At 53.1% G+C, this 25,324-nt stretch carries 15 protein-coding genes; 8 read left to right on the top strand and 7 right to left on the bottom strand.

Translation table 11 applies throughout. The features are described 5' to 3' along the window. Positions 1-32 precede the first annotated feature (32 nt). Together SH139x_RS04940 and SH139x_RS04945 are read left to right on the top strand one after the other, a co-directional pair. On the top strand, positions 33-1,907 hold the full coding sequence (locus tag SH139x_RS04940) for a glycerophosphodiester phosphodiesterase family protein (RefSeq protein WP_488354176.1): 1,875 nt from the start codon (positions 33-35) through the stop codon (positions 1,905-1,907). A 151-nt stretch (positions 1,908-2,058) separates the two neighbouring features. Then, positions 2,059-2,316, top strand: coding sequence for an SPW repeat protein (locus SH139x_RS04945; RefSeq protein WP_488354177.1), 258 nt, complete (start codon positions 2,059-2,061; stop codon positions 2,314-2,316). A gap of 121 nt (positions 2,317-2,437) precedes the next feature. Here the strand turns inward: SH139x_RS04945 and SH139x_RS04950 are convergent, their stop codons facing one another. Beyond that, positions 2,438-3,535: a type IV pilus twitching motility protein PilT gene (locus SH139x_RS04950; RefSeq protein WP_488354178.1), complete on the bottom strand. Its 1,098-nt coding sequence runs from the start codon at positions 3,533-3,535 to the stop codon at positions 2,438-2,440. 307 nt (positions 3,536-3,842) lie between these two features. Here SH139x_RS04950 and SH139x_RS04955 point away from each other — a divergent pair, with 307 nt between their 5' ends. The 3 genes from SH139x_RS04955 to SH139x_RS04965 all read left to right on the top strand — a co-directional run bounded on the left by SH139x_RS04955 (position 3,843) and on the right by SH139x_RS04965 (position 9,817). Continuing rightward, a complete protein-coding gene (locus SH139x_RS04955; RefSeq protein WP_488354179.1) occupies positions 3,843-6,287 on the top strand; it encodes a CehA/McbA family metallohydrolase in 2,445 nt (814 codons plus the stop codon). 317 nt (positions 6,288-6,604) lie between these two features. After that, the gene (locus tag SH139x_RS04960; protein WP_488354180.1) at positions 6,605-8,674 is read left to right on the top strand and encodes a S9 family peptidase; all 2,070 of its coding nucleotides are present in this window, start codon (positions 6,605-6,607) and stop codon (positions 8,672-8,674) included. A gap of 84 nt (positions 8,675-8,758) precedes the next feature. Next, positions 8,759-9,817: a ThuA domain-containing protein gene (locus SH139x_RS04965; RefSeq protein WP_488354181.1), complete on the top strand. Its 1,059-nt coding sequence runs from the start codon at positions 8,759-8,761 to the stop codon at positions 9,815-9,817. A 154-nt stretch (positions 9,818-9,971) separates the two neighbouring features. Here SH139x_RS04965 and SH139x_RS04970 read toward each other — a convergent pair whose 3' ends face one another. The 5 genes from SH139x_RS04970 to SH139x_RS04990 form a co-directional block, all read right to left on the bottom strand. Further along, positions 9,972-11,597, bottom strand: a complete 1,626-nt coding sequence (locus SH139x_RS04970; RefSeq protein ID WP_488354182.1) for a TIGR04222 domain-containing membrane protein — start codon at positions 11,595-11,597, stop codon at positions 9,972-9,974. Positions 11,598-11,743: 146 nt separating this feature from the next. Beyond that, positions 11,744-14,005, bottom strand: coding sequence for a M56 family metallopeptidase (locus SH139x_RS04975; RefSeq protein ID WP_488354183.1), 2,262 nt, complete (start codon positions 14,003-14,005; stop codon positions 11,744-11,746). Beyond that, complete coding sequence (locus SH139x_RS04980) at positions 14,002-14,406, bottom strand: BlaI/MecI/CopY family transcriptional regulator (RefSeq protein ID WP_488354184.1); 405 nt, start codon at positions 14,404-14,406, stop codon at positions 14,002-14,004. The genes SH139x_RS04975 and SH139x_RS04980 overlap by 4 nt, the downstream gene beginning before the upstream one ends. A gap of 144 nt (positions 14,407-14,550) precedes the next feature. Then, positions 14,551-15,906: a sulfatase gene (locus SH139x_RS04985; RefSeq protein WP_488354185.1), complete on the bottom strand. Its 1,356-nt coding sequence runs from the start codon at positions 15,904-15,906 to the stop codon at positions 14,551-14,553. A 183-nt stretch (positions 15,907-16,089) separates the two neighbouring features. Beyond that, positions 16,090-17,676, bottom strand: coding sequence for an alpha/beta hydrolase fold domain-containing protein (locus tag SH139x_RS04990; RefSeq protein WP_488354186.1), 1,587 nt, complete (start codon positions 17,674-17,676; stop codon positions 16,090-16,092). A gap of 294 nt (positions 17,677-17,970) precedes the next feature. On the opposite strand from SH139x_RS04990, the gene SH139x_RS04995 reads away from it, so the two are divergent. The 3 genes from SH139x_RS04995 (at position 17,971) to SH139x_RS05005 (ending at position 23,874) form a co-directional block, all read left to right on the top strand. After that, the gene (locus SH139x_RS04995; RefSeq protein WP_488354187.1) at positions 17,971-20,715 is read left to right on the top strand and encodes a DUF1592 domain-containing protein; all 2,745 of its coding nucleotides are present in this window, start codon (positions 17,971-17,973) and stop codon (positions 20,713-20,715) included. 141 nt (positions 20,716-20,856) lie between these two features. After that, a complete protein-coding gene (locus SH139x_RS05000) occupies positions 20,857-22,260 on the top strand; it encodes a DUF1552 domain-containing protein (protein WP_488354188.1) in 1,404 nt (467 codons plus the stop codon). A gap of 180 nt (positions 22,261-22,440) precedes the next feature. Next, positions 22,441-23,874 (top strand): NADP-dependent isocitrate dehydrogenase, encoded by a 1,434-nt coding sequence (locus tag SH139x_RS05005; RefSeq protein WP_488354189.1) that lies wholly within the window; start codon positions 22,441-22,443, stop codon positions 23,872-23,874. Positions 23,875-23,961: 87 nt separating this feature from the next. Here the strand turns inward: SH139x_RS05005 and SH139x_RS05010 are convergent, their stop codons facing one another. Further along, complete coding sequence (locus tag SH139x_RS05010) at positions 23,962-24,930, bottom strand: hypothetical protein (RefSeq protein ID WP_488354190.1); 969 nt, start codon at positions 24,928-24,930, stop codon at positions 23,962-23,964. Positions 24,931-25,324: the final 394 nt, after the last annotated feature.

The following is a 25,324-nucleotide window of genomic DNA, read 5'->3' on the forward strand; positions in this document are numbered from 1 at the left end:
GCCTTCGTTGCTCGACATGGAGATGAAATCCAATGCATCATATTAGCTGTTCCATCAACCTGGTGTTACCCACAATTTTAGTGCTTCTCTGTAGTCTCTCGCAGGCAGCGGAAATGGAATGGGTGCGGGTTGCCTCGGCACAACGAGGATTTCAGCTCAGTGAGTCAGGGCGGAAGTTTGTTCCTTGGGGGTTCAATTACGATCATGATACTGAGGGGAAGCTCATTGAGGAGTATTGGCACAAGCGCTGGGCTGATATTGAATCCGACTTCGTTGAGATGAAGGAATTGGGTGCCAATGTCGTGCGCATTCACTTGCAGTTCGGCGCATTCATGAAAAGCCCTGCGGAACCACGTGAGCAGGCACTTGCCCAACTAAAGCGGTTGCTTGAGTTAGCTGAGCGGAATGCATTATATCTTAATATCACTGGCTTGGGCTGTTATCATAAAAAAGGCGTGCCAGCATGGTATGACGAACTCGATGAAATTGCCCGTTGGCAATCGCAGGCTGCATTCTGGTCTTCCGTCTCGCAACTTTGCAGCAACAGTCCCGCCGTGTTTTGCTATGATTTGATGAATGAACCCGTGGTTCCTGGTGGCGATTCTCCGCGTCAAGACTGGCTGGGGCCGGCATTTGCCGGCAAGCATTTTGTGCAATTCATCGCTTTGGATCGTGCGGGTCGTAATCGTCAAGAGATTGCCAAGTCGTGGATCAAGCAACTCGTTGCCGCGATAAGAGAGCATGATCAGCGACATTTAGTCACCGTTGGCTTTGTGCCGTGGAGTCTCGACCGAGCTGGCCTCACCTCAGGCTTTGTCCCTTCCGAGGTGTCTGAAGAGCTTGACTTTATCTCTGTCCATCTATACCCGGAACGCGGGCAAGTCGCCGAAAGTATTGAGACTCTGCGTGAGTTTGCAGTCGTTGGCAAGCCAGTCTTGATAGAGGAAACGTTTCCCCTTAAGTGCGATTTCGAGGAGTTCTCTCAGTTCATGGATCAATCGACACGCTATGCGGATGGCTGGCTCGGGTTCTATTGGGGTGTTGCGAGACAAGAGTATCTGCAGCAGCCCGCTACCATTAAAAACGCGATGATGGTCGGTTGGTTGGAATTGTTTCAGTCGAATAACCCAATGCCAGTTGGTCGGTCTGGTGTTGCCCGCTCATTTCTGAGCAATGGAGTTACAGCTCATCGTGGAAACTCGGTGGAATTCCCTGAGAATACGCTAGCAGCGTTGAACAGTGCGATTGAGGTTGGAGTGGATTGGATTGAGGTCGATATCTTCAAGACCAAGGATGGTGAGTTGGTTGTCATTCATGACCGCAGCACCCTGCGAACAGCGGGTGTTGATGTGAGTGTTCCTGATGCGACTTTTGCGGAACTTCGGCAGCTTGATGTCGCAACTAACTTTCGTCAACGCAAACACCAAACTGTTGAAGAATGTGTTCCTGCCCATATGCCTTTGTTGAAAGATGTTTTGTCAATGGTAATGCAGCAGCGGCGGACGCGTGTTTCAATTCAGCCAAAGATGAATTGCGTCGCTGAAGCCGTTGCATTGATCAAGAGTCTAGAGGCGGAATCTTGGGTCGGGTTTAACGACGGTCGACTAACTTACATGGCAGAGGTTAAGCTTTTGGCACCCGGAATTCCCGTCTTCTGGGATCGTGGGGCAGATACAAATATCGAAGAGGATCTACGCATCGCCAAAGAACACGGCTTTGCTTCGCTGGTGATCCATCACAGCGGGGTTACCGAGGGAAAGGTTCAAAAGATAAAAGCAGCCGGCTTAGAGGTTGGGGCCTGGACGGTCAATGATGAAGCTAGCATGCAACAACTGCTCGAGCTGGGAGTGGAGCGAATTTATACGGACGATCCGAGGACTCTATTGGAGCTAAAGTCGAAGCTATAGCAGCGGTATATGAGGAGTTTCGCATTAAGACTTGCTTGAGATTGGAATGCTATTCGCAGCATTGTGCTCCAGGTTTGAGGCAGTGGATTCGTTAGCTGTTGGAAGTGCGGGTTATGGTTGACTCCCCAAGTCTCTTCGAAAGGTGCTTGAAATGCGTATTGATAAGGAACGGAAAACGGTAAAAGCGATCAGTGGAGTTAACGTAGTTGCTGGTGTCTGGCTAATTGCAGCACCTTTTGTGCTGGGGTTCACCGGGGTTGCAGGTGAAATGTGGAATCACATCATCGCCGGACTGTGCGTGTTGATTCTGGCTGTCATTCGCGTTGGTGAATGGCACAGCAATACTTGGATGAGTTGGGGGAAATTGGTGTTGGGGGCTTTGTTGATTATCGTGCCGTGGGAACCTTGAGCACCTCGACATTAGTCTTTCGGCAAGGCTAACCGTTAAGCGTTAGTTCATGGTTCGAAGGAACCGGACGCTAGTGCGTTCCGGCTGATTCCGTTTTGTTTCAGGGCTTGTGTGGAGTTGCTTAGTTCTTTAGGTAGCGGGCATCCGTTGAAAAAAGTTCAGCGGTTTCTCGACTGATGTTGCCTGATTGGTAAAGTCTTCTGATAGACTCATTGAGGGTAAGCATCCCGTCGGCGCGACCTGTGAGGATGGCGTTGTCAATGCTATCCAGCCGTCCCTGTCGAATGGCCACGCTGATGGGAGAGTTGTTGAACATGACCTCCAGCGCCAATTCGCGTTTCTCAGCCTCAAAGGAGCTCGGCAGCAAGTGTTGACTGATCACTGCCCTTAAGCTGACTGATAGTTGAGAGCGAATTTCCTGTTGGGTATCTTGAGGGAAAAAGTCTGCATATCGGGAGATCGCTCCCTTGGCATCTCGCGTATGTAAGCTGGCAAACACGAGGTGCCCGGTCTCGGCTGCCCGCAAGGCGGTTTGTGCTGTTTCTCGATCGCGGATTTCTCCCACCAGAATCACATCAGGGTCTTGCCGTAGTGAGTACATGAGCCCTTCGTCGAAGCTGAGCACATCGCGTCCAATTTCGCGTTGTGTCACCACCGAGCCGTTGCTGGTCGGGAACACATATTCTATGGGTTCCTCAATAGTGATGATGCGATAGCCACCATTTTCGCACAGCATCTTGAGCAACATTGCCAGCGTGGTTGTTTTTCCTGCTCCCGTGACGCCGCAGGAGATCACCAGCCCATTTCGGAAACTTGTTACTTTTTCCGCCAACTCTCTAGGAAAGCCCGCCCATTCGAGATCAGGGATGTTATCTGGAATCACGCGAAAGCAAGCACCAATCTTGTCGGCCGCGTAAAAGTAATTGGCCCGGAATCGACGTTGTAGATCCGCCTGTGATAATTGCAGTGCGAAGTCGACATTGCGGGTTGCTGTAAAACGCTCTTTGGCTTCCGCAGGGACTAGGTCCAGCATCCACTGCTGTCTTTCCCCTGTGGGGTTCGTAGGGGTCTCTAGTTCTTTAAGTTGTCCGTGGATGCGTAGCATCGGTGGGTAGCCATCGATTAGATGCAAGTCGGATGCATCCAACGCCGCCGCCTCGAATAGCCAACTATGAATTGGGTTGGGTGAGTTGCTTTGCCCGAGTTGGTGATCAAGCATTCAAATGGCTTTCGTGTTAATCGAATTGCGTCGTAAACTCGCTGATTGGCGACGCGTTAAGCCGAGTTGCTCCGCGACACTTGCTGGAAAAATCATCGGAAAATCACAATTAATTTCCCGAAAATACTCCTCGCAAGGCGAGGCTTTTGTAGACTATCGAATCAACCACAGGCCCAGATTTTATGGGTTTTTGTAGACCACGCTAGTTACCCAGCTTGGAATTACGGAATCGAACATGTTAAGACTCGCAACTGCCATCTTGCTTCTTTCAACGACGATCCTCCACTTTTTCGGCGCAGAGCAGACGGTGGCGGCGGATGTCATGCTGATTTATCCGGGAGTGGAGCCTACCATTGATGGTAAGGAGGTTGACTGGATTTTTGGCGACTGGCTCATGCAGAATGAGAAGGTGAGCTTGGTTGTGGCCGCGCCGGTTCCGACTCGAGATGCGAATTTGACCGTCCGCAATATTGGCGGATCAATCCTTGATTTGACGTTGAACTCTCCATCAAACGATCAACTAAGCGCATACATCCCAACCGGTGCACGCTACCTATTTCAGGATCCAAGCCAAGTTGAAGTTGGACGGGATGATCGTGGGGTCTACTGGCGATGTGGTTCTTCGAAGACTGTTTCAGAAGATGGCACGCGGGCGCGGGTGACTTACCGGCTCGGCGATGACGATGCCTTCGTTACCGCCACAGTTGAGGTGTTTGGTGATCGATCGGAGGACTTTGCACCGTACGACGGTGTGCGTGCTGACAATACATTCAATTACGACACGACCGACCTGTTCGCTTACTGCGAGGATAGGTTCTTCCGTCACTGCGTTGGTTTTTCAATTCCCGCGTCGAGTCAATCACCCACTTGGGTCAAGGATCGAATGTCGCAACTCAGGTATGCCCCTGAGTCAACTCAGGAAACGGAAGGAAAGTTAACTTGGTCGGTGAGATTGCATCCTGCTTCAAGCCTCCTTGATTTGCGTGGTGCGTTGGCGGGGGGGACAGCAAGGCGAATTCAAGTGGAATCGGAAGTATTGCCGCCTTCAAGGATGGAGGGGGTGCTGCGTGCCGAACTTGAATTTACTAGTTATGCGGACGCGTCCCTCACAGGCTCATTGCAAACGGACGATTCTGGTCTCGCGCAGTTGCGGTTGCCAGCGGGGAAATATTCAGTAACAGCCCGAGCAGTAGGTTATGACGACCAAAACTGTGATTTCGATTTACCTGAAATTAGTGCTGAGTTGGTGATTGCACTTAATAACCCGGGCGGTTTTAACGCTGTTGTCGTCGATCAAGCTGGGAGCCCGATTCCTGCCAAAGCAACGATTTACAGCGTCGGTGGCGAGGCTCCAAACTTTGGGCCAGACAGTGCGCGAACGATGATTAAGAACTGTGTTTATGCCGTCAATGGGAAAATGCACTGTCCGCTGCCAAAGGGGAGCTATGAAGTTTATTTTAGCCGAGGTCCCGAGTACAACTCGGTCGTCAAGCAGATCGAGATAGTCGATTCTGGTTTTGTTGAGCTAGACATTGTGCTGCCGAGAGTTGTCGATACGCGGGGTTGGATAAGTGCGGAGCTGCACAGTCACAGTAGTCCATCGGGCGACAACACGTCGGACCAATACGGAAGAGTGGAGAATCTGTTGTGTGAACATATCGAGTTTGCTCCTTGCACTGAGCATGCTCGGATCAGCACTTACACAACTCACCTGACCGCGATGGGATTGGAGCACCTGTTGGCGACGTGCAGTGGTATGGAGTTGACCGGCTCGCCGCTCCCCATGAATCACCAGAATGCATTTCCTCTTCACCGTCATCCGCACACGCAAAATGGGGGCGGTCCGCGCACCGATCCCAATCCAGTTGTTCAAATCGAACGACTGGCGATGTGGGACAATGGTAGTGAGAAAGTGGTTCAACAAAACCATCCGAACATTCATCAAATATTTGGTGACATCGACGTTGATGGTATTCCCGATCGAGGTTTCCCCGAAATGTTTCAATGGATGGACGTGATTGAAGTGCATCCATTGGAGACGATCTTCGCTGATATCGGCTCCAATCCACCACCAGTTCGCGACATGCGGATACCGATTTTCCAGTGGATGCAACTATTGAATCAAGGGATTCGTATTCCCGGGGTTGTGAACACGGATGCGCACTACAACCATCATGGTAGTGGATGGTTACGGAATTGGTTTGCTAGCCGTACCGATGATCCGTCAGAGATCGACATACATGATATGATTCATGCTGCGGAGGATGGGCATATCATTATGTCTACCGGGCCGTTTCTTTCAGTTGTTGCAACTCGCTCTGAAGCGGGTGTTGGGGTAATTCCAGGTGAGGAAATGAAGTGCGGTCCGAACGGAACCGTGCAATTGTACGTAAAAGTGCAATGTCCTAACTGGTTGGACGTAAACCGCGTTCAAATTTTTGTCAACGGACGGCCTTCTCCTGTACTGAATCGCACCCGGAGAACGCATGCTGATCAGTTTGGTGGCGCGGATGACGTCGTCAAATTTGACGGCTTTTTCGAGATATCTCTCAAGGAGGATGCTCACCTGATAGTCGCCACCATCGGCGAAGGTCTTAGCATGCAGAAGGTTATGGGGGAAAAGTTTGGCAATCAGCCACCCATCGCCGTCAGTAACCCCATTTTTGTTGATATTGATGGAGATGGGTTTGTCGCCAACGGCGATGAGTTAGAAGTTCCTTTGCCGCGAGTCGAAAATAACGATGCGCAGTAACGGCAGTTTCCGTCGTCAGTTTTCCGACGTTACCGAAGACGAGTAAGCGACTAAGTCAACCGACGCTCAGCAGATTGCGGAGCCAGCGTTTACCGCTGATACCCGAGAACCCAGACCGGAGGGCGACATTCCGAAAGCATTTTGCGTCAGGTTGCTGCTGGCGGCGAGATGGGCGAATGTTCTATTTCCGCCCACCTAGAGATTGACTCCGCTCAAGAAAGATTGCAAACTCGCAATGCGTAAATGCCAATTGGGCTTTTTCCAATTAGGCTTTTTTGCGGGAAAACTGATCGCTGTTCTTGAGGTTGAAAAACGGAATGACACGTTATCCGACTGCTACGTCTTTTGTTGTTGGGGTCATTCTGTCGCTGGGAGTGGGGCTTGAGGATGCGCGGCCGCAATCACCTGAGCTTGCTGAATGGCAGCAGCCAACGGAAGCACGGTTGAAGGCGATCTACGAAAGCGGCGAGTTTCGCCCTCGTTCTTTCCGGTCACAATGGCTGCCCGACAGCTTGGGATATTTCGTTCTTGAAGTTAACGGTGTAACGAAGAAATCAGCCTGGGTGAGATATGACGTTCACAGTGGCGAACCTGTTCCCGAGCATACTGATGGAGAACCACCAGTCATCGGCGACTCACTGTTATCGCCCGACGGAAACCGTCTGTTAGAGCATCGTGGAGGTGATGTATTTGTTCGTGAGCTTGCCAGCAACGAGCGGGTTCAAATCAGTCCCGATGCTTCTGGTCGCGACGTCTCGTTTCAAAAGTTAGCCTGGAGTCCCGACGGTAGCCGTATCGTGTTTGTCGAGTCTGATTCATCTGACGTTCGCCAACGTGCGGTTCTTGTTCCCGATGATCCGTCTTACCCGGGGGTAAATCACCGTCGCTTCGCTAGGGTCGGCGAGGAAATCGCGAAGTTACGTGTGGGGGTTGTTGATGCCGACGGACAAAATCTGCAATGGCTTCCCCTCGAATCACCGGATGAAGGTTTTTATCTGGGACAAGTCAGCTGGGCGGGAAACTCGGAAGAGGTGTTGGTGGAGGTGCTCAGCCGCTTTCGGAATCAACGTAGCTTCTTCCTGGCAACTGCGAATGAGTTGAAGCTGATCTTTCACGAGGAAAACGAGGCCTGGGCGGTCGCGAGCCAGGGAAAGAACTTGGGGCTGACGTGGATCGATGCTGGTGAGAAGTTTGTCGTCGTCAGCGAAAAGGACGGTTGGCGGCACGCGTATTTATATTCTCGCGAAGGTCAGGAATTGTCGCTGCTGACAGCGGGGGATTACGACATGATTGATCGGGCGGCGATTGATGAGGCTGGAGGTTGGTATTACTTTTACGCTTCACCCGACAATGCGACTCAAAAGTATCTGAATCGCGTGCCCCTTGACGGGACTGGCAAATTGGAACGTGTTACGCCCGATGACCAACCCGGCACGCACGAGTATGTCTTTTCGCCCGATTTCAAGTGGGCATTCCACACCTATTCGCGTTTGGATGTGCCCCCCGTGGTCGAGCTTGTGGAGCTACCCAACCACAGTATCGTGCGAGTCCTGGAGAGCAACAGCCAGCTTCAGGCAAGCATGCGGGAAATCGGCGCCTCGCCGACGGAATTTCTGGAACTTGAAATTGGTAACGATATTTCCATGGATGCGTGGATGATTAAACCACGTGATTTCGATCCTGAGAAAAAGTATCCAGTGCTGGTTTACGTCTATGGCGAACCTCACGCACAAACGGTTTTGGACCAATGGGGCGCCGCTCAGATTGATTTTCATCGAGTCGTTGCTGATTTGGGGTATTTGGTGGTGTCGATCGATAATCGAGGGACGCCTGCACCGAAGGGAGCCGCCTGGCGACGCGCCGTTTTTGGCAGCCTGGGGCCGTTGTCGACCGAAGAGCAAAAGGCCGGCCTTCAGGAATTGGGGCGGATGTGCCCGTTCGTCGATTTGTCACGAGTTGGGATCTGGGGCTGGAGCGGTGGTGGCTCCAACACCCTGAACGCCCTGTTCCGCAAGCCCGACTCGTACCATGTCGGCATCGCAGTTGTGCCGAAACCACAGCCCCATCTCTATAATGCTTGGTTCCAAGAAATCTTCATGCGGACACGCGATGTGAACCGTGAAGGATACGAACAAGCGGCTGCAATGAACTATGCTGAGGGCTTAAAAGGGAAACTGCTGATTATTAGCGGATCGGGGGAAACCAATACGCACATTCAGATTATCGAAGGGTTGGTCGATCGACTGATCGAACTTGGCAAATCATTTGATTATATGGTGTATCCCAATCGGGATCACGGATTGCGAGAAGGAGACGGAACGCTGGTGCACGTAAGGATGCTAATTATCCGGTATCTGCTCGAGCATTTGCCGCCAGGGCCCCGTTAACCAAAGCATTTTCCTTAGTGAAGTCTCGGCTGAAACTTCCGGTACACTGTCCAGCAAACTCGTATCCTCTATCTCATTGATTCTATGTCAACTCGAGTAACACGTATCTTCGCCCCTCTTATTGCGACTGTCTATTTTGCCGCACTTGCCCTTGGTGCTGCTCAGCAACTGTGCGCAAGCGAACATCCCGTTCCCGAGAGTCCACTGTGGCTGACTTATTCTGGTGGGTCGGGGCCAGGCGCTGGGAAGCATGTCGTGTTGATTGCCGCGGATCAGGAATATCGCAGTGAGTATTCGATGCCAATGCTGGCCCGAATTCTGGCAAAGCATCACGGGTTTCATTGTACCGTTTTGTTCAGTCTTAATCGAAACAACGAAGTTGACCCCACTCAAAAAATTCGCTGGGAGGACAAGACAGTCACGCATAATATTCCAGGCCTTGAGTATCTGGAGAAGTGTGATCTTGTAATTCTTTTTAGCCGTCTTTTGTCGTTGCCGGATGAGCAGCTGCAGTATTTTTATGATTACCTTGATGCGGGAAAACCGATGATTGGTATCCGCACAGCGAATCACGGGTTCATTGACTTCGACTATCGAGTGCATGGCAAGAAAGTCAATTTCGGAGAAGATGTGCTGGGTGGCTCGTTCCGCAGCCATCATGGTCGCTGGCAGCAGGATTCGACACGAGGCATTATTGTCGAGGAAAACAAGCACCATCCAATATTAGCGGGAGTCGAAGATATCTGGGGTACATCGGATGTCTATCGTACCTTCGCGGAGGGTAGCAGTTTGCCCGCAGACTGCTTGCCGCTGGTTAATGGTCAGCCGCTGACGGGCCGCAAGCATGATGATCCTGTTAACGAAAAGCTGTCTCCGTTGCCGGTGGCGTGGGTGAAGACATGGACTGGTAACAATGGGCACGCCGCGAGAGTCTTTCATCTTACGATGGGCAGCGCGCGAGATTTTCAAAGTGAAGGAGTTCGCCGTTTGACCGTCAACGCAGCCTACTGGTGTCTGCAGATGGATGAGCATATTGATGCCCAGTCACGGATGGACATCGTCGGGACGTATACCCCGCCTGATAGTGGATTTGCATACGAGAAACTCAACATTGTGCCTCGCAAACCTAGCTTTTATAAATGAACGTTTGTCGCGATGAATGTATGGCAACTTTGCCCAACTGGCGAGTTGCCTGGCAGCAAAAGATCATTTGTGAAACTTCTTGCCTTATTTTTAGACGCAGAAGTTATCGGCGGGGCGGCAGCGATTTGCTACTTGAAGCTGGGAGATGAGATATCTATCCGCCACACCCCCCACACCCGCCGCATCCTCCACCGCCGCAACCTCCACCGCCGCCGCCGTCGCTGCCACCAAAGATGGCGCCTCCATCACCCCCGGACATATTGCCAGCTTGGGATTTTAAGCTGTTGTAAAAGCTCGCGTCTTCGCCGATGGCGAACTGGCTCATGAAGGCGGCGCCGTACAGTCCCATCAAGAATGGCGCGTCCATTTCGGGAGTCGTTTCATATCCTTTGTTGTTGAGATCGTCGATTTCTTTCTTGTCTCTTTTGGATTTAGGATATTGATCTTGCAGGCGTTTGATGAATTGATCTCCCAATCGCGTTCGCCTGGGAAACGACACCCAAAACGCGATAAATGTGATCCCGGTCACGATCAACAAGACGACTAAAAAACCTACGGGACGATCTCGCGTTACGCCAACAGCACAGCGAGCGATTCCAAGTAACAGTAACAATCCGATGGGCCCCGCGGATGTTAAGCCGCGTGATAGCTTTTCACTCGCAGAGCTCCACAAGTCGAGTTGCTCCAGTTTGATGGATATTCTGTTCAGTTCTGCGTGGAGCTGCTTAGAAAACTTATCGAGCTTAATTCCTGACTCTTTGCGGCCGATTGATTTTTCCGCAGCATTTAAGATGACGAGATCTTCTTCACTATCTGTAAACGTCCGCGGAGCTGTCGTGGGGGTGACGCTTGTGACACCTTGGAAAGTGGAACTTAAATTGGTTGTCAGGCCCTCAGCGGTACTGACATCACTTACCAGTCGATTGCCGACATACCTAATTCGCCCTGCTGCTCGCAACCTGGCGATCACCGCCATCACAGCCCGGTTGTATCCACCGACCAAGATCGCGGAGGCTGCCCAGCCAAGTTGATCGGAGCTGGGGGGTAATTGAGCTGCGGCACTCTCTGGACGCAGTCGAGATCTCAACAGCACGCTGAAGATCAATGCCACCATAAACAGCACTATGTAAATTAACAAAAAGCTTGGTCCATCCACCGCAAGAAAAGCGGCTCCAAGCATTTGGTCGGACGCCACAATAGCGACCGGAGCCGAAGCGCAGGCGCCGGCTTTTGCCACTTGTGCCCAAGCCGGCTTAGGGATCACCCAGTTCTTGCCGCGATCGACTCGAACCGATTGAATGGATTGGCGAAAACGTTCTTCGCTGGCTGGCCAGATATCTTCGGGTGGCGCTTCGTCAAAAGTCCGGTGATAGGAATCGACAGTTCGAGCGTATAGGTCTTCGTAACGTTCACGCTCATGCTGCCCTCCTTTGGTGGGGCCATGATGCAAGGGTTGTCGTAGCACATCACGGCACAGGTCGTTCCAGTAGCTTCGGGTGTAGACCATGTGCAGATGCCAGGCTTGGTCGATGTCGTCCGACGGCGTAACCGTATGTCCAGCCGTGATCGCCAGTTCCAGGAATCGCTTGTATTCAACAATGACGCGCCCCGCGTAACGCATTGTCCAATTGTTTTCCCGCGCCAGACGCTCGCTGAATTTCAAACGGCTGTTCGAATCATCTAAATCAAATCGTTCCAGCCTAATACGAAGCGATGGACCAGAATCGGTCGTTGTGTTGCTTGATTCCTGGTGGTTTCGATCTGCAAGAGGGCGAAGCATACTCAAGCCTCCGAATTGGAATACGCGTTGCGTGGCTGGCGGTCCAGCGAGAGTGAGAGCCGCAGACGCGTGTTCTGCTAGGCTTAATCTCGGCGGTTTCAGGGCGCTGCATCTCGAACGGCATGGTGATCGAGTTTACAGAGTTACTATTCAGGCGTTCCCTGGTTGTTGGCTGGCGGCAGTGCGGGGAAGTCTAACGGTGTTTTCCTTTTCGCTGGGGTGATAGCTTGCGAATCGAGGGCTTCGCTTGGCATTTGAAACTCGCGAGGGGTAATGATGTACAGTGAGACTTGTTTGTCATCGTCCGCGGAGGGCATCGCGAATGCTAAGTGAATTTCCTTCGGAACATTGATGGCGATTTCAGCTTGCTCCTTGCGAACATCAGGAACCTGTAAGGTAAGTTCTTCGCCGAGATTTTGATAAGAAAACTGGCGCACATCCCGGATGGTGCTGCGTTCAAACTTTATCTTCAGCTCGATATGATTTTCTTGGATTGACGACACCACTTGGCATTCCAGTCCGTCTTTTTCCACTTTCGCATAGGAGGGTCTGGTAATAAATGGTCTTTCTGTTAGGTCCGCGATTGTCACAGACTGGCCGTTGAAGACTCTGAGTTTTGGATTATGCAGGATTTTTGTCCCTGGCGCATGCTGGATTTCTTCAGAAATTTGCTCGTATTGTTTTGGCTGCAGCAGGCAAGTTACCACCGGGGCACGACCGACGTCTGACTTCATAATGTCCCAGCTAAGTGGTAGCGATTTGAATAGGTCCTGCTCCACGCTTATGATTTGGAATTCGATGGTGAGCTGTTTGCTGATCCCATACTTTTGAATACGGGTCAATTCTTGATTGATTAGTTTGTGGAAACTTTCGGGGCCTTGTGCTGTGATCTTGCCGCCGACGATTACTTTACATCCCTCCGGCGCGATCGAGTCGAGTCGGGAGGACAAAGCCAAGGTTGCTTGATTGAAATCACAGTCTAGTTCTTTCTGAATGCATCCGATGGTGGGTAAGCTGGAGTGGTAGACGATCCTGCTAGCCTTATCTGCTTTCTCGAATCCGCCGACGGTAGCGAAAATGGGGAGAGCTGGTTGCACGCCCTGGGGCTGCCTGGGAAGGCGAGGGGGCGGTGGCAAGGTTTGGGGCGGAGTTAAAGCGGACGGCACCGGTGGCTGTGAAAGGCTCGCCGGAGCGTTTCTTGAATCGGTTTCGTCCTCGTTTCCCATGCTTGCCCCCGGTAGCACAAACATGGCTCCGGCAAACAACACAACCAACGTCCACCAAGGTCGTCTAGGCAATGCTTGTTCCGTTAAATTCATAATTCGCTCCATCCTTTTAGTTGTCAGTTCGACAGGCCGCACGCCGGGCAGCAGCGGCGCCACCTGAAAGTCGTGCTTCCTTTCTAATACCGTTAAGAGGCTGCGCGCATATACGGCGGGTGAACACCGTAGGCTGGCAACCGTCTCTTCATCACAACTCAACTCTGTCGCTCGCTCAAAGCGATTGGACGCAAGGCTGACCAGCGGATGAAACCACCAGAGGCAGCGGGCCAGCGTTTGAATGGCCGACCACCATAGATCACCCCGGCGAATGTGAATTAATTCATGTGCGATCAACATCCGCAATTCGTCTTGGCTGCAGCCTCTTTCCAGCACTTTGGGAAGCAAAATTCTCGGTCTGCATAATCCAACCACTGCTGGTCCAATCAAACAGTCTATGACCTCAAGGCGGACATGCTGTGTAAAGCTGGGACGCCACAAGGTGTGGTTTTTGCGAAGCAGTGTGCTGCGTGTTTCGTTGAAGATTCGTCTGGTTGAAGCTTGACCAACAACGCGGTGCTCCTGAACGCGACGCAGGAAGGTCAGCAGGCGGCTGATGGAAATCATTAAGTAAACCGTGCTGCCAGCGAACAAGAGGATCAGCAAATTTTGCCAACCAAACGCGTCTGAGGAATGGCTACCGGTAGATTTATATGTCGTGCTGCGGTTGGGTTGCACAAGCTTTGTTTGCGGTGAGTCGAGTGAGATATCTGTCGAACTCCTGGGAGTTCCAGCAGTCTCCAGTGGCCCGTTTGCTGGAGTCGACTTGTCTTCGTCCCTAGCTTGGATCTTAAATGTGGAATGAAACCTGCTGCTGCGCGGTTCAACCTGCGTGGCTGGTTCGCGGGACGTTTTAGTGAGCACCCCATTGCTGACCCAAATAAAGGGACTTGCCGGTGATGCAAGCACGGGCGGTACAATGCATTTCAGCAACACCAGGCCCCACAGAGCGTGACACAGGTGCGGCCGGTTCGTGCCGAGCAATCGCGTGAGGACGAGAACGATGCAGATCAAAAACGTCAATTGGCCAAGTTGCGTGAGGGTCAGCAACCAGCCTGTTTCAAGCCAGGAGACCGCTGGAGGGTTCATGGTCTGGGCCTTTCGTTGCTGGTGCCCTCGTGTTCTAGGCGATCGATTAATTCGCGTAGCTCGTCCAGATCTTGACGTTCAATCCCCCGCTCCTCGATTAAATGGCGTACCAGCGGCATCGTTTCGCCGCCAAATAGCCGCTCCACCAGTTCATCAACCGTTTGGCGGATCACGGTGCGGGGGCGTGCTTTCGCGGAATAAATTCGAGCACGACCTTGTAAACGACTGCTGGCATAACCTTTTTGTTCCAAGCGTCTTAAATACGTTTGGACAGTGGTCAGTTCGATCGTTCGCTGTAATTGGAGTGATTCGTGGATCTCACGTACGCTGGCCGGGCCCAGTTTCCAGAGTACGCGAGCAACATCCATCTCCCCTTTGGATAAGGCGGGGCGAGTCGTCATTTTTGCGATCCGTCGAGGGAAGCATCAAGTACGAAACTACGATATCAGTACAGTTGTACTGCGCCAACAGCGAAATGGAAAAAGATCTTTCCAGACGGCAGGGGCTGTACGGATCATGTTTGATAACAGACAAGCTGGCTCAAATCAGCGACGTGTCGCCGCGGAGGCTGCCAGTTCTTGCTTGATGGCAGCGAACGCAGGGTCGTTGGCCAAGTTGCTCCATTCGTTGGGATCGTTCTGATGGTCGTAGAGTTCTTCTGAGCCGTCAGGGTAAACAATGTAACGCCAGTTTCGAGTCCGCACGGCGAGATCACCCGGCTGAAACGTGGTGAAGGCTGGCCTGTCCCAGGTCTCTGTTGGATCTTTCAATAGCGGCTTGAGACTGCGGCCTTCCAATCCCGCAGGCATTGGCACTCCAGTTAAATCACAAAGTGTCGGATAGATGTCGATCAAACCAACGGCGGCATCCGTACGGCGGTTCGATTCAACATCAGGGCCCGCAATAATCAAGGGGATACGAGTCGTTTCTTCCCACAAGGTGCGTTTGGCCCAATGTTGTTTTTCGCCAAGATGAAACCCATGGTCACTTAGCAAGATGACGATCGTCTGATTGCGATTGGGGCCCGCGTCGAGTCCCCGCAGTACTTCACCAACGCAATGATCAACAAAAGCGATCGAGGCTAGGTAAGCCTGCACTAGACTCCGCCATAGATCTTTGTCGACAACCTCGGCATGCCGTGGCGCAAAGTAGGTTTCCAGCGCGAACTCAGGATGGGGCAAGTCAGCTAAATCATCCGCGGAGACTGTTGGCAAAATGACGGTTTCTTCTGGGTACGCTGCGAACCATTTGGGCGGCACGTGCAGGGGAACGTGCGGTCGCCGAAAGCCAACCGTTATGAAGAATGGCTTTTCATATGGCTGATGGAGAGCATCCGCCGCGGCTTGAGCTAATTCATAGTCGCCCATTTGACTGTCGTGCTGAGGCCATGGTCCCCAATCCCAAACGGGTTTCTCCCAATGGATTTTTCCAGGGGGGCGCGGGTTGCTGCCAGCATGGAAGATAGTTTGCCACGCTTCGGCGACCCAGCCATCGCCAGTGCCGTGATGGAAAATTTTGCCACCGCCCAGTGTCTGATATCCATGTTGGCGAAAATGAAGTGGAAAGGGAGGATGATTTCGTAGTGAAGCCAGCTGGCTGTATCGTTCAAAACCATAGCAACCAGTGGTCCGAGGGTATCGGCCTGAAAGCAGGCTGATTCGCGAAGGGCCGCAAAAAGTAGCCTGCACGTGGGCGTTTGTAAACAACACGCCGCGAGCAGCCAATGCGTCAATGTGCGGCGTTTGGACTTGGGGATGTCCAGCGAGGCAACCTATCCAATCATTGAGATCATCGATGGCAATGACGAGCACATTTGGCTGAGCGGCCAGCGTCGAAGGCGAGAAGATCGCAGAAAAGCAGTTCAGCGCGGCGCAAAAAAGCACAGCCAAGTTGTAAGACATTCACCCCTTCCCGCTGGAATTGCTCAAGCCACAATGTGCCCGGTGAGTTAGCTAATGTTTGCAGTATAACATTGTTCGCTGAAGTGTGGTAGTGAAAGTAAGTCTTTATACCTCAATGAAGATCGGCGCCACTGTGGCGATATTGCTTTCAGGTGCACGATCTTTGCTGATGCGTTGGTGTCTTTAATCGTTAGTCGTTTCAAGTGCCTTGAGGATGACGGTTGCCACCTCGCCAGCGAGTTGCTCGTAACCAGCAGGGGTAAAGTGAACATTCGCATTCAGCATAATGTCGCCCATTCTCGGACGCACGTAGCCGTACATATCATGAACTTGGATCCCCTGCTCTTGCATGATTTTGGCAGCCACTTCGTTATACTTTGCTGCGTCACCGACAACTCGCCCGCGAGCACCCGGTGGGACGGGCGTGGTGTTTCGCCAGATCAGTTTGGCTCCTGTCGCCTGCAGCTGTAGGACCAGGTCGCGCAAGTTTTTTTCATATTCATCGAGTGCAACTTGGCGTTTGTTGGCTGGGTCCTTAGGGTCGGCCAGGTTCTGCCCTTCGGGCCCCATGAATCTGAGGTCGTGCAGTCCAAAATTTAGGTGTATGAGGTCCCATTGGCCATCGCCTAGCCATTGCTTTAATTTCTTTAGGCCATTGGTTGTGGGGCCGCCATTTTCGGCTGGGCGATGTACGTTCGCTTTCCCCGCAAGTAACTGACGGACCGGCAAAGTGTATCCCATTGAGATCGAATCACCGATTAACAACACTCGTGGTAAGCCAGGGGTGTCGTTGATTGGTTCCAGCGGGTTGGCGCGAGCTGGCTTGGCAAGGTAATCAAGGCTGACGAGAAACTCATCTAACTGCCGGGTTGTGGTGAGATAGTTGCTGCCGTTGCCGCGACCAAAGTTAAAGAAGCCGTGGGGTTGGTTTGTGAACGACTTGAGTTCACAGCGATTGCCGTGCGCTTTCATTTGCGAGGTAAATTCTTCGACGGTCCAAAACGGCACCGTTTTGTCGGCCGTGCCGTGGAAAATGATGGTTGGCGGGGCGTTTTCACTGATGTGGTGGTAGGGTGAAAGGCTCTCCGGCGGCACCCCCAAGCGGTTGGCGATTCCTCTATTGCTGAAGAAATCTGCTTGCCCTTCGACCGGCGCAAGGACCACCGCGGGATTAAACAGGGCCAACGCGTTGGGGCGTGATGATGCTTTATCCGCAGCGGAAGTGTCGCTTTGTTCCGTTGAGTTGAGATCGTCCAGCAAGCCGGTGCAGGCTGCCACGTGCCCGCCGGCAGAGCCCCCCGCGGCGACGATTTTCTCCGCGTCAATATTCAATCGCGCGGCGTTCTCTCGGACCCAACGAATTGCCGCTTGCCCGTCTCGCACGCATTCCACCGCTTTGACTTGATGTCGCGAGGCGACGCGGTAATCGGCTGCGATGGCCACCATCCCCCGCCGGGCAAGGTGGAGACAGTGTTGCTCGAACTGCTTGGGCGTGCCACTGGTCCAGCCACCACCAAAGAAAAAGATAATCGCTGGCCGAGGGGGGCTCGAAGCATCGTCTTCTGGCTCGAAAATATAAAGGGGAATCTCCACGTCGCCGACCGTTTTGTAGACCTCTCGGCGGGCCGTTTCGAAGCTTGGCGGGTAGTTGCGGTCGCTCGCTCGCTGGGCCGTTTGTTGCTGGCCAAAAGCGACTTGGTGGTTGGCGGGGCACACAAATGTGCCGCAGAAAAGTGCTAGGGAGAGACGGGTGAAGGAGGTCCAATGCATAAAAACGCTCAGTTTAGGGGGCTTTTGGAGAAGTTCGCGTGCTCGCTGCGGGATTTCAATGACGCGGAGAAAATGAAGCGAGGCCAGTCGTATCATATCAAATGGTAACAGTCTAAAATGAAAGCCCGATATTCCCGTGTGATCGCCCCGCCGACCGCGTGCGGTTGATTCGCCCGGGAATATTCCCGCCAGTTGACGAGTAACCGAAACGAATTGGTTTTCCCGCCTATGTTATCTTCGCGAAACAGAGTTCACCAACTTTTGTTTGCTTTTTGTGCCTGCTGCTGTGCGGCAATGGCAATGGGTGGCGATGATTCCGGCAACCTCGGAGGTTCGCCACCGCAACCGCTGCCGGCGAACTCGCAGACCACTGGCGAGCGTCTGAGTTTGGCCGATGCGCGGGCCGCCGGATACACGCGTTCGCGATTCAAAAATGCTGCTCTACAGCAGCCCACGGCGTCTGGCGCAGTGGCTACCAGTCCATCAGTGCCGCAAGCGAATTTGGCCGAGTTTGCATCAGCGATTCGGCCGATCCTGGAGCAGAACTGTTTTGATTGTCACGGCCCAGATGCGAGTGAGGGAAATATTCGTATCGACACATTAAATCCCGACCTTGTCTCGGGAGAGGATGTCGACTGGTGGACTGAAGTTTTTGCGGTCTTGTCTAAAGGGGAGATGCCGCCGCCGGACGACGTGGTCATGGATGATGATGATCGTGCAAAGGTCGTCGATTGGCTCTCGGCTGAATTGCATACCGCATCGGTGGTGCGGCGAAACTCCGGTTCTCAGTCTGCTTTCCGCCGGCTCACGCGATACGAATATAATTACGCGATGCAAGACCTGCTGGGTTTACCCTGGGACTTTGCCAAAGACTTGCCTCCGGAAGCACATTCGGAGGATGGCTTTGAAAACAGCTCCGAGCTGTTGCATATTTCCGTCTCCCAATTCGAGATGTATCATCGGCTCGCGCGGAAGGCTTTGCGTCGAGCAACCGTTGAAGGCCAGCGTCCCCCCACTCGCTACTGGGGAGTCGCCATGCAGGATGCTGCTGAACGTGAATGGCGTCAGCAAGACGACCAGTTGGCGAAAGTTAAAGAAAAGCACGCCGACGATGCGGAGAAACTGCAAGCTGAATTAGCGAATTTAGAAGCAAGTTTTCATAAATCGCATCGCACAGCATACTACAAGGAATTGTCTAGCGGTCGAACTGCCGTAGCTCAGTGGGCATACTATGGCGCCAAATATGCCTTCACGCCTAGTGATACGTCGCCCGCCTTCCCCGAGTCTTATGATTGCGTCGCAATCCTGCCAGCCGGTGGGCAGCAAAAGTTGACTGTCGAATTGGGGAATCAATTGCCCGATGAAGGGACAATGCGGGTGACAGTGCGAGCCTCTCGAGCCAACACTGACGACGATTGTCTGCCGAGTCTGCAGTTGTTGTTTGGTTGGCAAGCCAGCAACGAGGGGCGTGCTTTGCTGCCGATCAGCGAGCGAGATACGTTGATAACCGCGGGCCCCGACTCGCCACAGATCATTCAGTGGGATGTGCCGCTGGGTGAAATTTACCCGAGGAACTCGGTAAGAAAAACTTCGCCGATGGGAGTGACTCCCAGCCCCTCGGAATACATTCGTTTGGCTAATAGCTCGGCCTCACCGGCGGACATTCAGATTGATTTTGTGCACGTCGCCGCGCCCGTTTTCGATCAGTGGCCTCCGGAGTCGCACCGGAAGATTTTCTTTGCCAGTGACCACGCAGCCAGTGACGATTCAGTCAGTGACGATCCCAAGGATGAGCGTGCTTACGCGCGGGCTATCTTTTCCGCGTTCATGACGCGAGCTTGGCGTCGGCCGGTGGCTGAGGAGGAAATAGATCGAAAAGTGGAACTCTTTTTGACGATGCGACCGCGCTGCAACAGTTTCGAGGAGGCGGTTGTGGAGGTGTTGGCAACGGTGCTCTCTTCTCCTCATTTTCTGTTTGTTGCTAACGAGAGCTCCAGTCAGACCACCGCGCCAGCCGGCGAACGTCCCGCATTGACGGCGCACGCGCTTGCCACTCGACTGGCGCTCTTTCTGTGGTGCAGCCTGCCTGATGAACGCCTGTTAGAATTGGCCGCCAGCGGGCGTCTGGTTGAATCGGAGGTGTTGGCCGAGGAAGTCGAGCGAATGTTGGGCGATCCTCGCAGCAAACGATTCGCTAATCATTTTGTGCATCAATGGCTGAATATGCGGTTGTTAGAATTCTTGAACTTTAAACAACATGTGGGAAACTTTGATCCTCTGTTGAAGACCGCGATGCTGCAGGAACCGGTTGAGTTGACCAATGAGATGCTGGTTCAGAATGCCAGCGTGTTAGATTTTATCCATGCTGATTACGCGATGGTTAATGAGCGGCTGGCAAAGCACTACGGAATTAGCGATGTTGCTGGTAACCATTTTCAGCGAGTCCCGTTGGATGGAGACTTTCGGCGCGGTGGTTTACTGACACAGGCTGGGCTGTTGGCGATGAATTCTGATTGGCCCGATTCACACCCACTCAAACGCGCTATTTGGCTGCTGGAGAGCCTGTTGAATGATCCGCCACCACCACCGCCACCGGCGGTGCCGCAAATCGATTTAGCCGATCCTGAAATTGCCAAAATGACGCTCAAGGAGCGGATTGAGGATCACAGGAATCACGCCGCCTGCATGTCATGTCACGTCAAAATTGATCCTTGGGGAATCGCTTTTGAAAACTACGATGCCTTAGGGCGTTGGCGTGACGATATCAAAGGTAAGCCGATTGACGCGGCGAGCGAATTGTTCAACCGTCAAACACTGGATGGGATGGACGGTCTAAAGCGTTTTTTACTAGAGCATCGGCAAGACCAGTTCGTGCGGGCGATGGTGCATAAACTGACCACCTACGCGTTGGGGCGATCACTGACGTTTGCGGACCGCGCGGAGGTCGATGCCATTACGGCTCAAGTTCGTCACCAAGGAGATGGTCTGCGGACAATCATTCAAACCATTGTGAAAAGTCAGTTGTTTCAATCCAACTAAGCACCTCGACATATGCCTTTCGGTTATATCAGCCTTTGAACGCTAGCTCACGGTTCCGCGGAACCGGAGGGTAACGCGTTGCGGCTGAAAGGCGACTATGCACACCGCTCGTTCCTGAAAGTATGACACAAGGATAATTGTATGAACTGGAAAATGCAGCAAATTGATCGGCGAAGATTTTTGCGTGGGAGCGGCGTCGCACTGGCTCTTCCCATGTTTGGATCTTTCACGCACTCGGTTGCTCGCGCGGAAGGGGATGTCGTTAATCCAAAACGCTTGGGCTGTTTTTATTTTCCCGATGGCGTACCCATGCCGTTGCCCGAGGATCCGGCTTACCAAGAATGGGCTTGGTTTCCGCACGGCAGCGATGGCGAATTCAAGTTCACGAAATGTATGCAGCCGCTGGAGCCGTTGAAAAGCGACTTGACGGTTTTGTCGGGCTTCTCACACGCCCGATCGCGAAACGTGCATGGACACAATAACGCCGATCAATTTCTCACTGCGGCGGCAACGGGTGGTGGCGATACGGAGTATCAGAATACGATTTCATTGGACCAAGTGTACGCCCACCACGTGGGGGCGCAGACTCGTCTTGCCTCGTTGGTCATGTCGACCGATGGCGGAACGGGAACTGCCCGCGGCGCTCATACGCTCTCTTTTGATCGCAACGGTCGTCCCATTCCCGCCGAGCATCGTCCTAAACAGATTTTTGACATGCTGTTTGTCAAAAGTGATGGGGACTCTGCGAAACGTTTGGAGCTTAGCCGCAGCGCGCTCGATGACATGTTGGCTGACGCCCGCTCGCTGCGGCAAATGCTGTCGACTGATGATCGTCATAGGTTGGATGAGTATCTCGACTCGGTGCGGCAGGCCGAGGTTAAGGTGGAGAAAGCAAAGCATTGGCTGAACGCACCACTGCCGAGCGTTGACGGTGAGCATTTGAATTTGGAGCTGAGCACTGACGAGCCGCGTGATTATTTGCGGACGATGTTTGAGCTGATTTACCTCGCGTTCAAGACCGACACGACGCGCGTGGCAACTTACCAGATTGGTCGTGAAAACGGCGTGGGGCGGAGTGATCACCTCGCGCGGGCTGTCGGCTTTAACTTGGCGCACCAGTTGTCGCACGAGACGAAGCATCCTGACGGTTGGAAGAACTTCGGGATTTATTGCCAGTTTCTCAATGAAGAATTTGGCCGCTTTGTTGGTCAACTCAAAGCGACGCCCGAACCGGTGGGCACGGGGAGCATGCTCGACAATACGCTGCTGCTGTTCGGTTCGGCTTCGAGTGCTTTTCACCTGTCCCGCAATTATCCGCTCATTCTTGCTGGTGGAAAACAACTGGGATTTCGGCACCAGCGATACGTCAATCGAGCTGGAATGGATTTCCAGGGCGGTCCCTGGCTGGGCAAGCGAGAGCCTTGGCAAGACAAAGCGAAGGGCGAGGATCAACCGCTGTCGAATCTGTTTGTGACCATGCTCCAGCGACTGGGGGTCGCCACCGATTCGTTTGCTGACAGCACGGGGGTGGTGGCAGATGTTTAGGTGGAGGCCTGCTGATGTAACGGCACTCGACGTTTATAATCGCGTTTTTCTCGGATTGACCGTGATTGAACAGCGCATTAGAATTCACGAAAATTTTTACGCCTGTTGTGCCAGAATCCTTGGATCGGTGGGCGCGGCCGGCATCATTTCAGCTACCTGATACTTCGCGGAGTTACATTTATGGCAGGGCGTATCGTTGTTGCGGAAGGCGATGGGGTTGGGCCGGAGATCACGCGGGCGACCCTTCGGATCCTTGAGGCTGCGGACACGCCAATCGAATGGGACTCCGTCAAGGTTGGGCAAACGGTCTTCGAGAGTGGCAACACCTCGGGGATTCCCGCCGAGGCTTGGGATTTAATTCGCGAGCACGGCATTTTGCTGAAGGGCCCGGTGATGACGCCCCAAGGCAAAGGCTTCAAAAGCGTCAACGTGACGATTCGCAAGTCGTTGAATATGTTTGCCAACGTGCGGCCGGTGAAAGCGTACGCGCCCTCGGTCGCTTCGTCCCATCCGGGTATGAACTTGGTCATTGTTCGTGAAAACGAAGAAGACTTGTACGCGGGGATTGAGCATCGTCAGACCAACGAAGTGCATCAGGTGCTTAAGTTGGTGACTCGACCGGGATGCGAAAAGATCATTCGTTATGCGTTCGAATACGCGCGTGCTTATGGTCGCAAAAAGGTCACCTGCATGACCAAAGACAATATCATGAAGCTGACCGACGGTCTTTTTCACCAAGTGTTTGATGAAGTTGCGGTCGAGTACCCTGACATTGAGACCAATCACTTTATCATTGACATTGGCGCGGCGAGGCTGGCCGCCAGTCCTGAGATCTTCGATGTTATCGTTACGTTGAATCTGTATGGCGATATCCTCTCCGATATTGCCGCGCAGATTGCGGGTTCGATCGGTTTTGCTTCGTCGGCAAATGTGGGCGAGCAGGCCTCGATGTTTGAAGCCGTTCATGGATCGGCACCGGACATCGCCGGCAAGGGCATTGCCAATCCGTCTGGGTTGCTGATCGCCGCGACGCAAATGCTGGTGCAAATGGGGTTGGCAGACCATGCGGAGAAAATCAAGAACGCCTGGCTTTGTGCAATCGAAGACGGAATCCACACGCCGGATGTCTACCGCGAAATGCTCAGTGCTAAGGAAGTTGGCACCGATGATTTTGCGAACGCCGTGATTGAGCGACTCGGGGAAAAACCGAAAGTCCTTGCGCCGGTTTCTTATCAATCGCACCCAATACAAGTCACTTACACGCCCAAGCTAAGTCAGAAGAGTTTGGTGGGCGTCGATTTATTTCTTGACTGGGATGAGGCAAATCGGGATCCCAACGTGTTGGCGGAGCGATTGCTGGCCGCGGAGACTGAGCAACTCAAGTTAAGTTTGATCACCAACCGTGGCGTCAAGGTATACCCGGGAGGAATGCCGGAGACGTTTTGTACCGATCACTGGCGTTGCCGGTTCCGAGCGACCGCGGAAGTCATTAGTTATTCAGCGGTGTTAGAATTGATGCAGCGAATTAGCGGCGCGGGGTTGGACATCATCAAGACGGAAAATCTCTGCAACTTTGATGGTAGCCCCGGATTTTCGATGGGCCAGGGTGAGTAAGTTTATCGCCGCAGGCCCTAGCTTGTTACCGCTGGGATTGTAATTGCTTTTCGCCCCGCCATTTCTTGTTCAAATGGCGTGGCTGATTCATGGTTGCAATGCAGTGTCATCCGTCGCGCCTTCCTCCGTCGATTCTAGGCGGACCAGAACATATTGCTCGACGCGTTCCGAGCCGAAATGAATCAATAGCGGGGCTTCATCTTGTGTGAGGTTATAGAGCCCCGTCTCGGCAACGATCGTATCGCTTTCGCCAATTCTGAAAGCGACCCGCTGGGTTTCTTTGTTAACTTGGCCTTGGATAGCATCCGCTTGGTCTGTTTGCTGGTTGTAAAGCGTTCCCGAGATGATGCCCGATTTATCTACTGCTAGTTGCAAGACTCTGGTAGGTGTGACATCAGCTTTATGCGTTGATAGAGCAAACGTGCCCAGTGGAAGCCACTCGGCGGTCGCTGCTTGCTCTTCAGATTCTGGAGGTGCTACCGTGGCCAGCGCCGCGGCACTTTCGGCGAATTCACTGGTCGTGGCAACTTGCTCGTTATCGATGTAAACGTAATTGTTTTGGAAGGTGACGTTTCCTCCAGTTCCGTAGTCGTAATAAACAGGCTGTGACCAGACTGCGGACGGCGCCGACCAACTAAACCAACTTGATGCAACGACCCAAGTCGGACGTCGCCACCAGTAATTCCAAGGATAGTTGTTGAATCTGTGGTAGTAATGCCAGCGGCACAGACCGCCGGGATGAGAATACCACCAATCCCCGGCAAACCACTGATTGTGATAGCCGTAGCCTCGCCAGTTGCGGCGTACTTTATTGCCCCAGCTATTCCAGTAATTGATGCGCGCTGGATGTGTTGTCGCCCAACCGTGCAGACCGCCGATTTGCGTTTGCCAGCGATTGTTGATCGCGTTGAGTCGATTGTTGTCGATTTGCACCCAGTTCGGCCGATTGTTGATGACCGAATTGCCAATATTGATATTGCCGACGTTGATCGGTCTTGGGTTGGCACCTGGGCGTCCAGGAATTCCAGTGGGTCGACTGGATGGTCGGGAGGGCAAGGTGCTGGGCCGATCTGTTGGCCTGATTGTGCCTGGAAGGGTTGTTGGGCGGTTTCCCAAATTGGGTCGATCGGCTGGCTTTAGCCCGCCAGAGATCCCCAGGAAATCACCCACGTCATTTACTGACGGGCGGTTGGCCGTGCCGGGTAAAGTGGTAGGTCGCCCTGCCCCGCCGCCCAAGCTGGGCCCGCCGCCCAAGCTGGGGAAATTTGGTCGTACTGCGGGTCTAGCGCCGGGTCTCACATCGGGTCGTACACCAGGCTTTACCTCGGGCCTCGTCGTCGGTTTATATCCCGGCAGCGTGGTCGGCCGGTTGCTGGATGGCGGAAGCGATGGCTTCATGCCGCCGCTGATTCCATTCCCGCCTGGTCGTGTGGGTCGAGTTTGGGGAGCT

The organism is Kothea flammea, assembly GCF_052161645.1.
In the GTDB taxonomy this organism is placed as follows: domain Bacteria; phylum Planctomycetota; class Planctomycetia; order Pirellulales; family Pirellulaceae; genus Laterigemmans.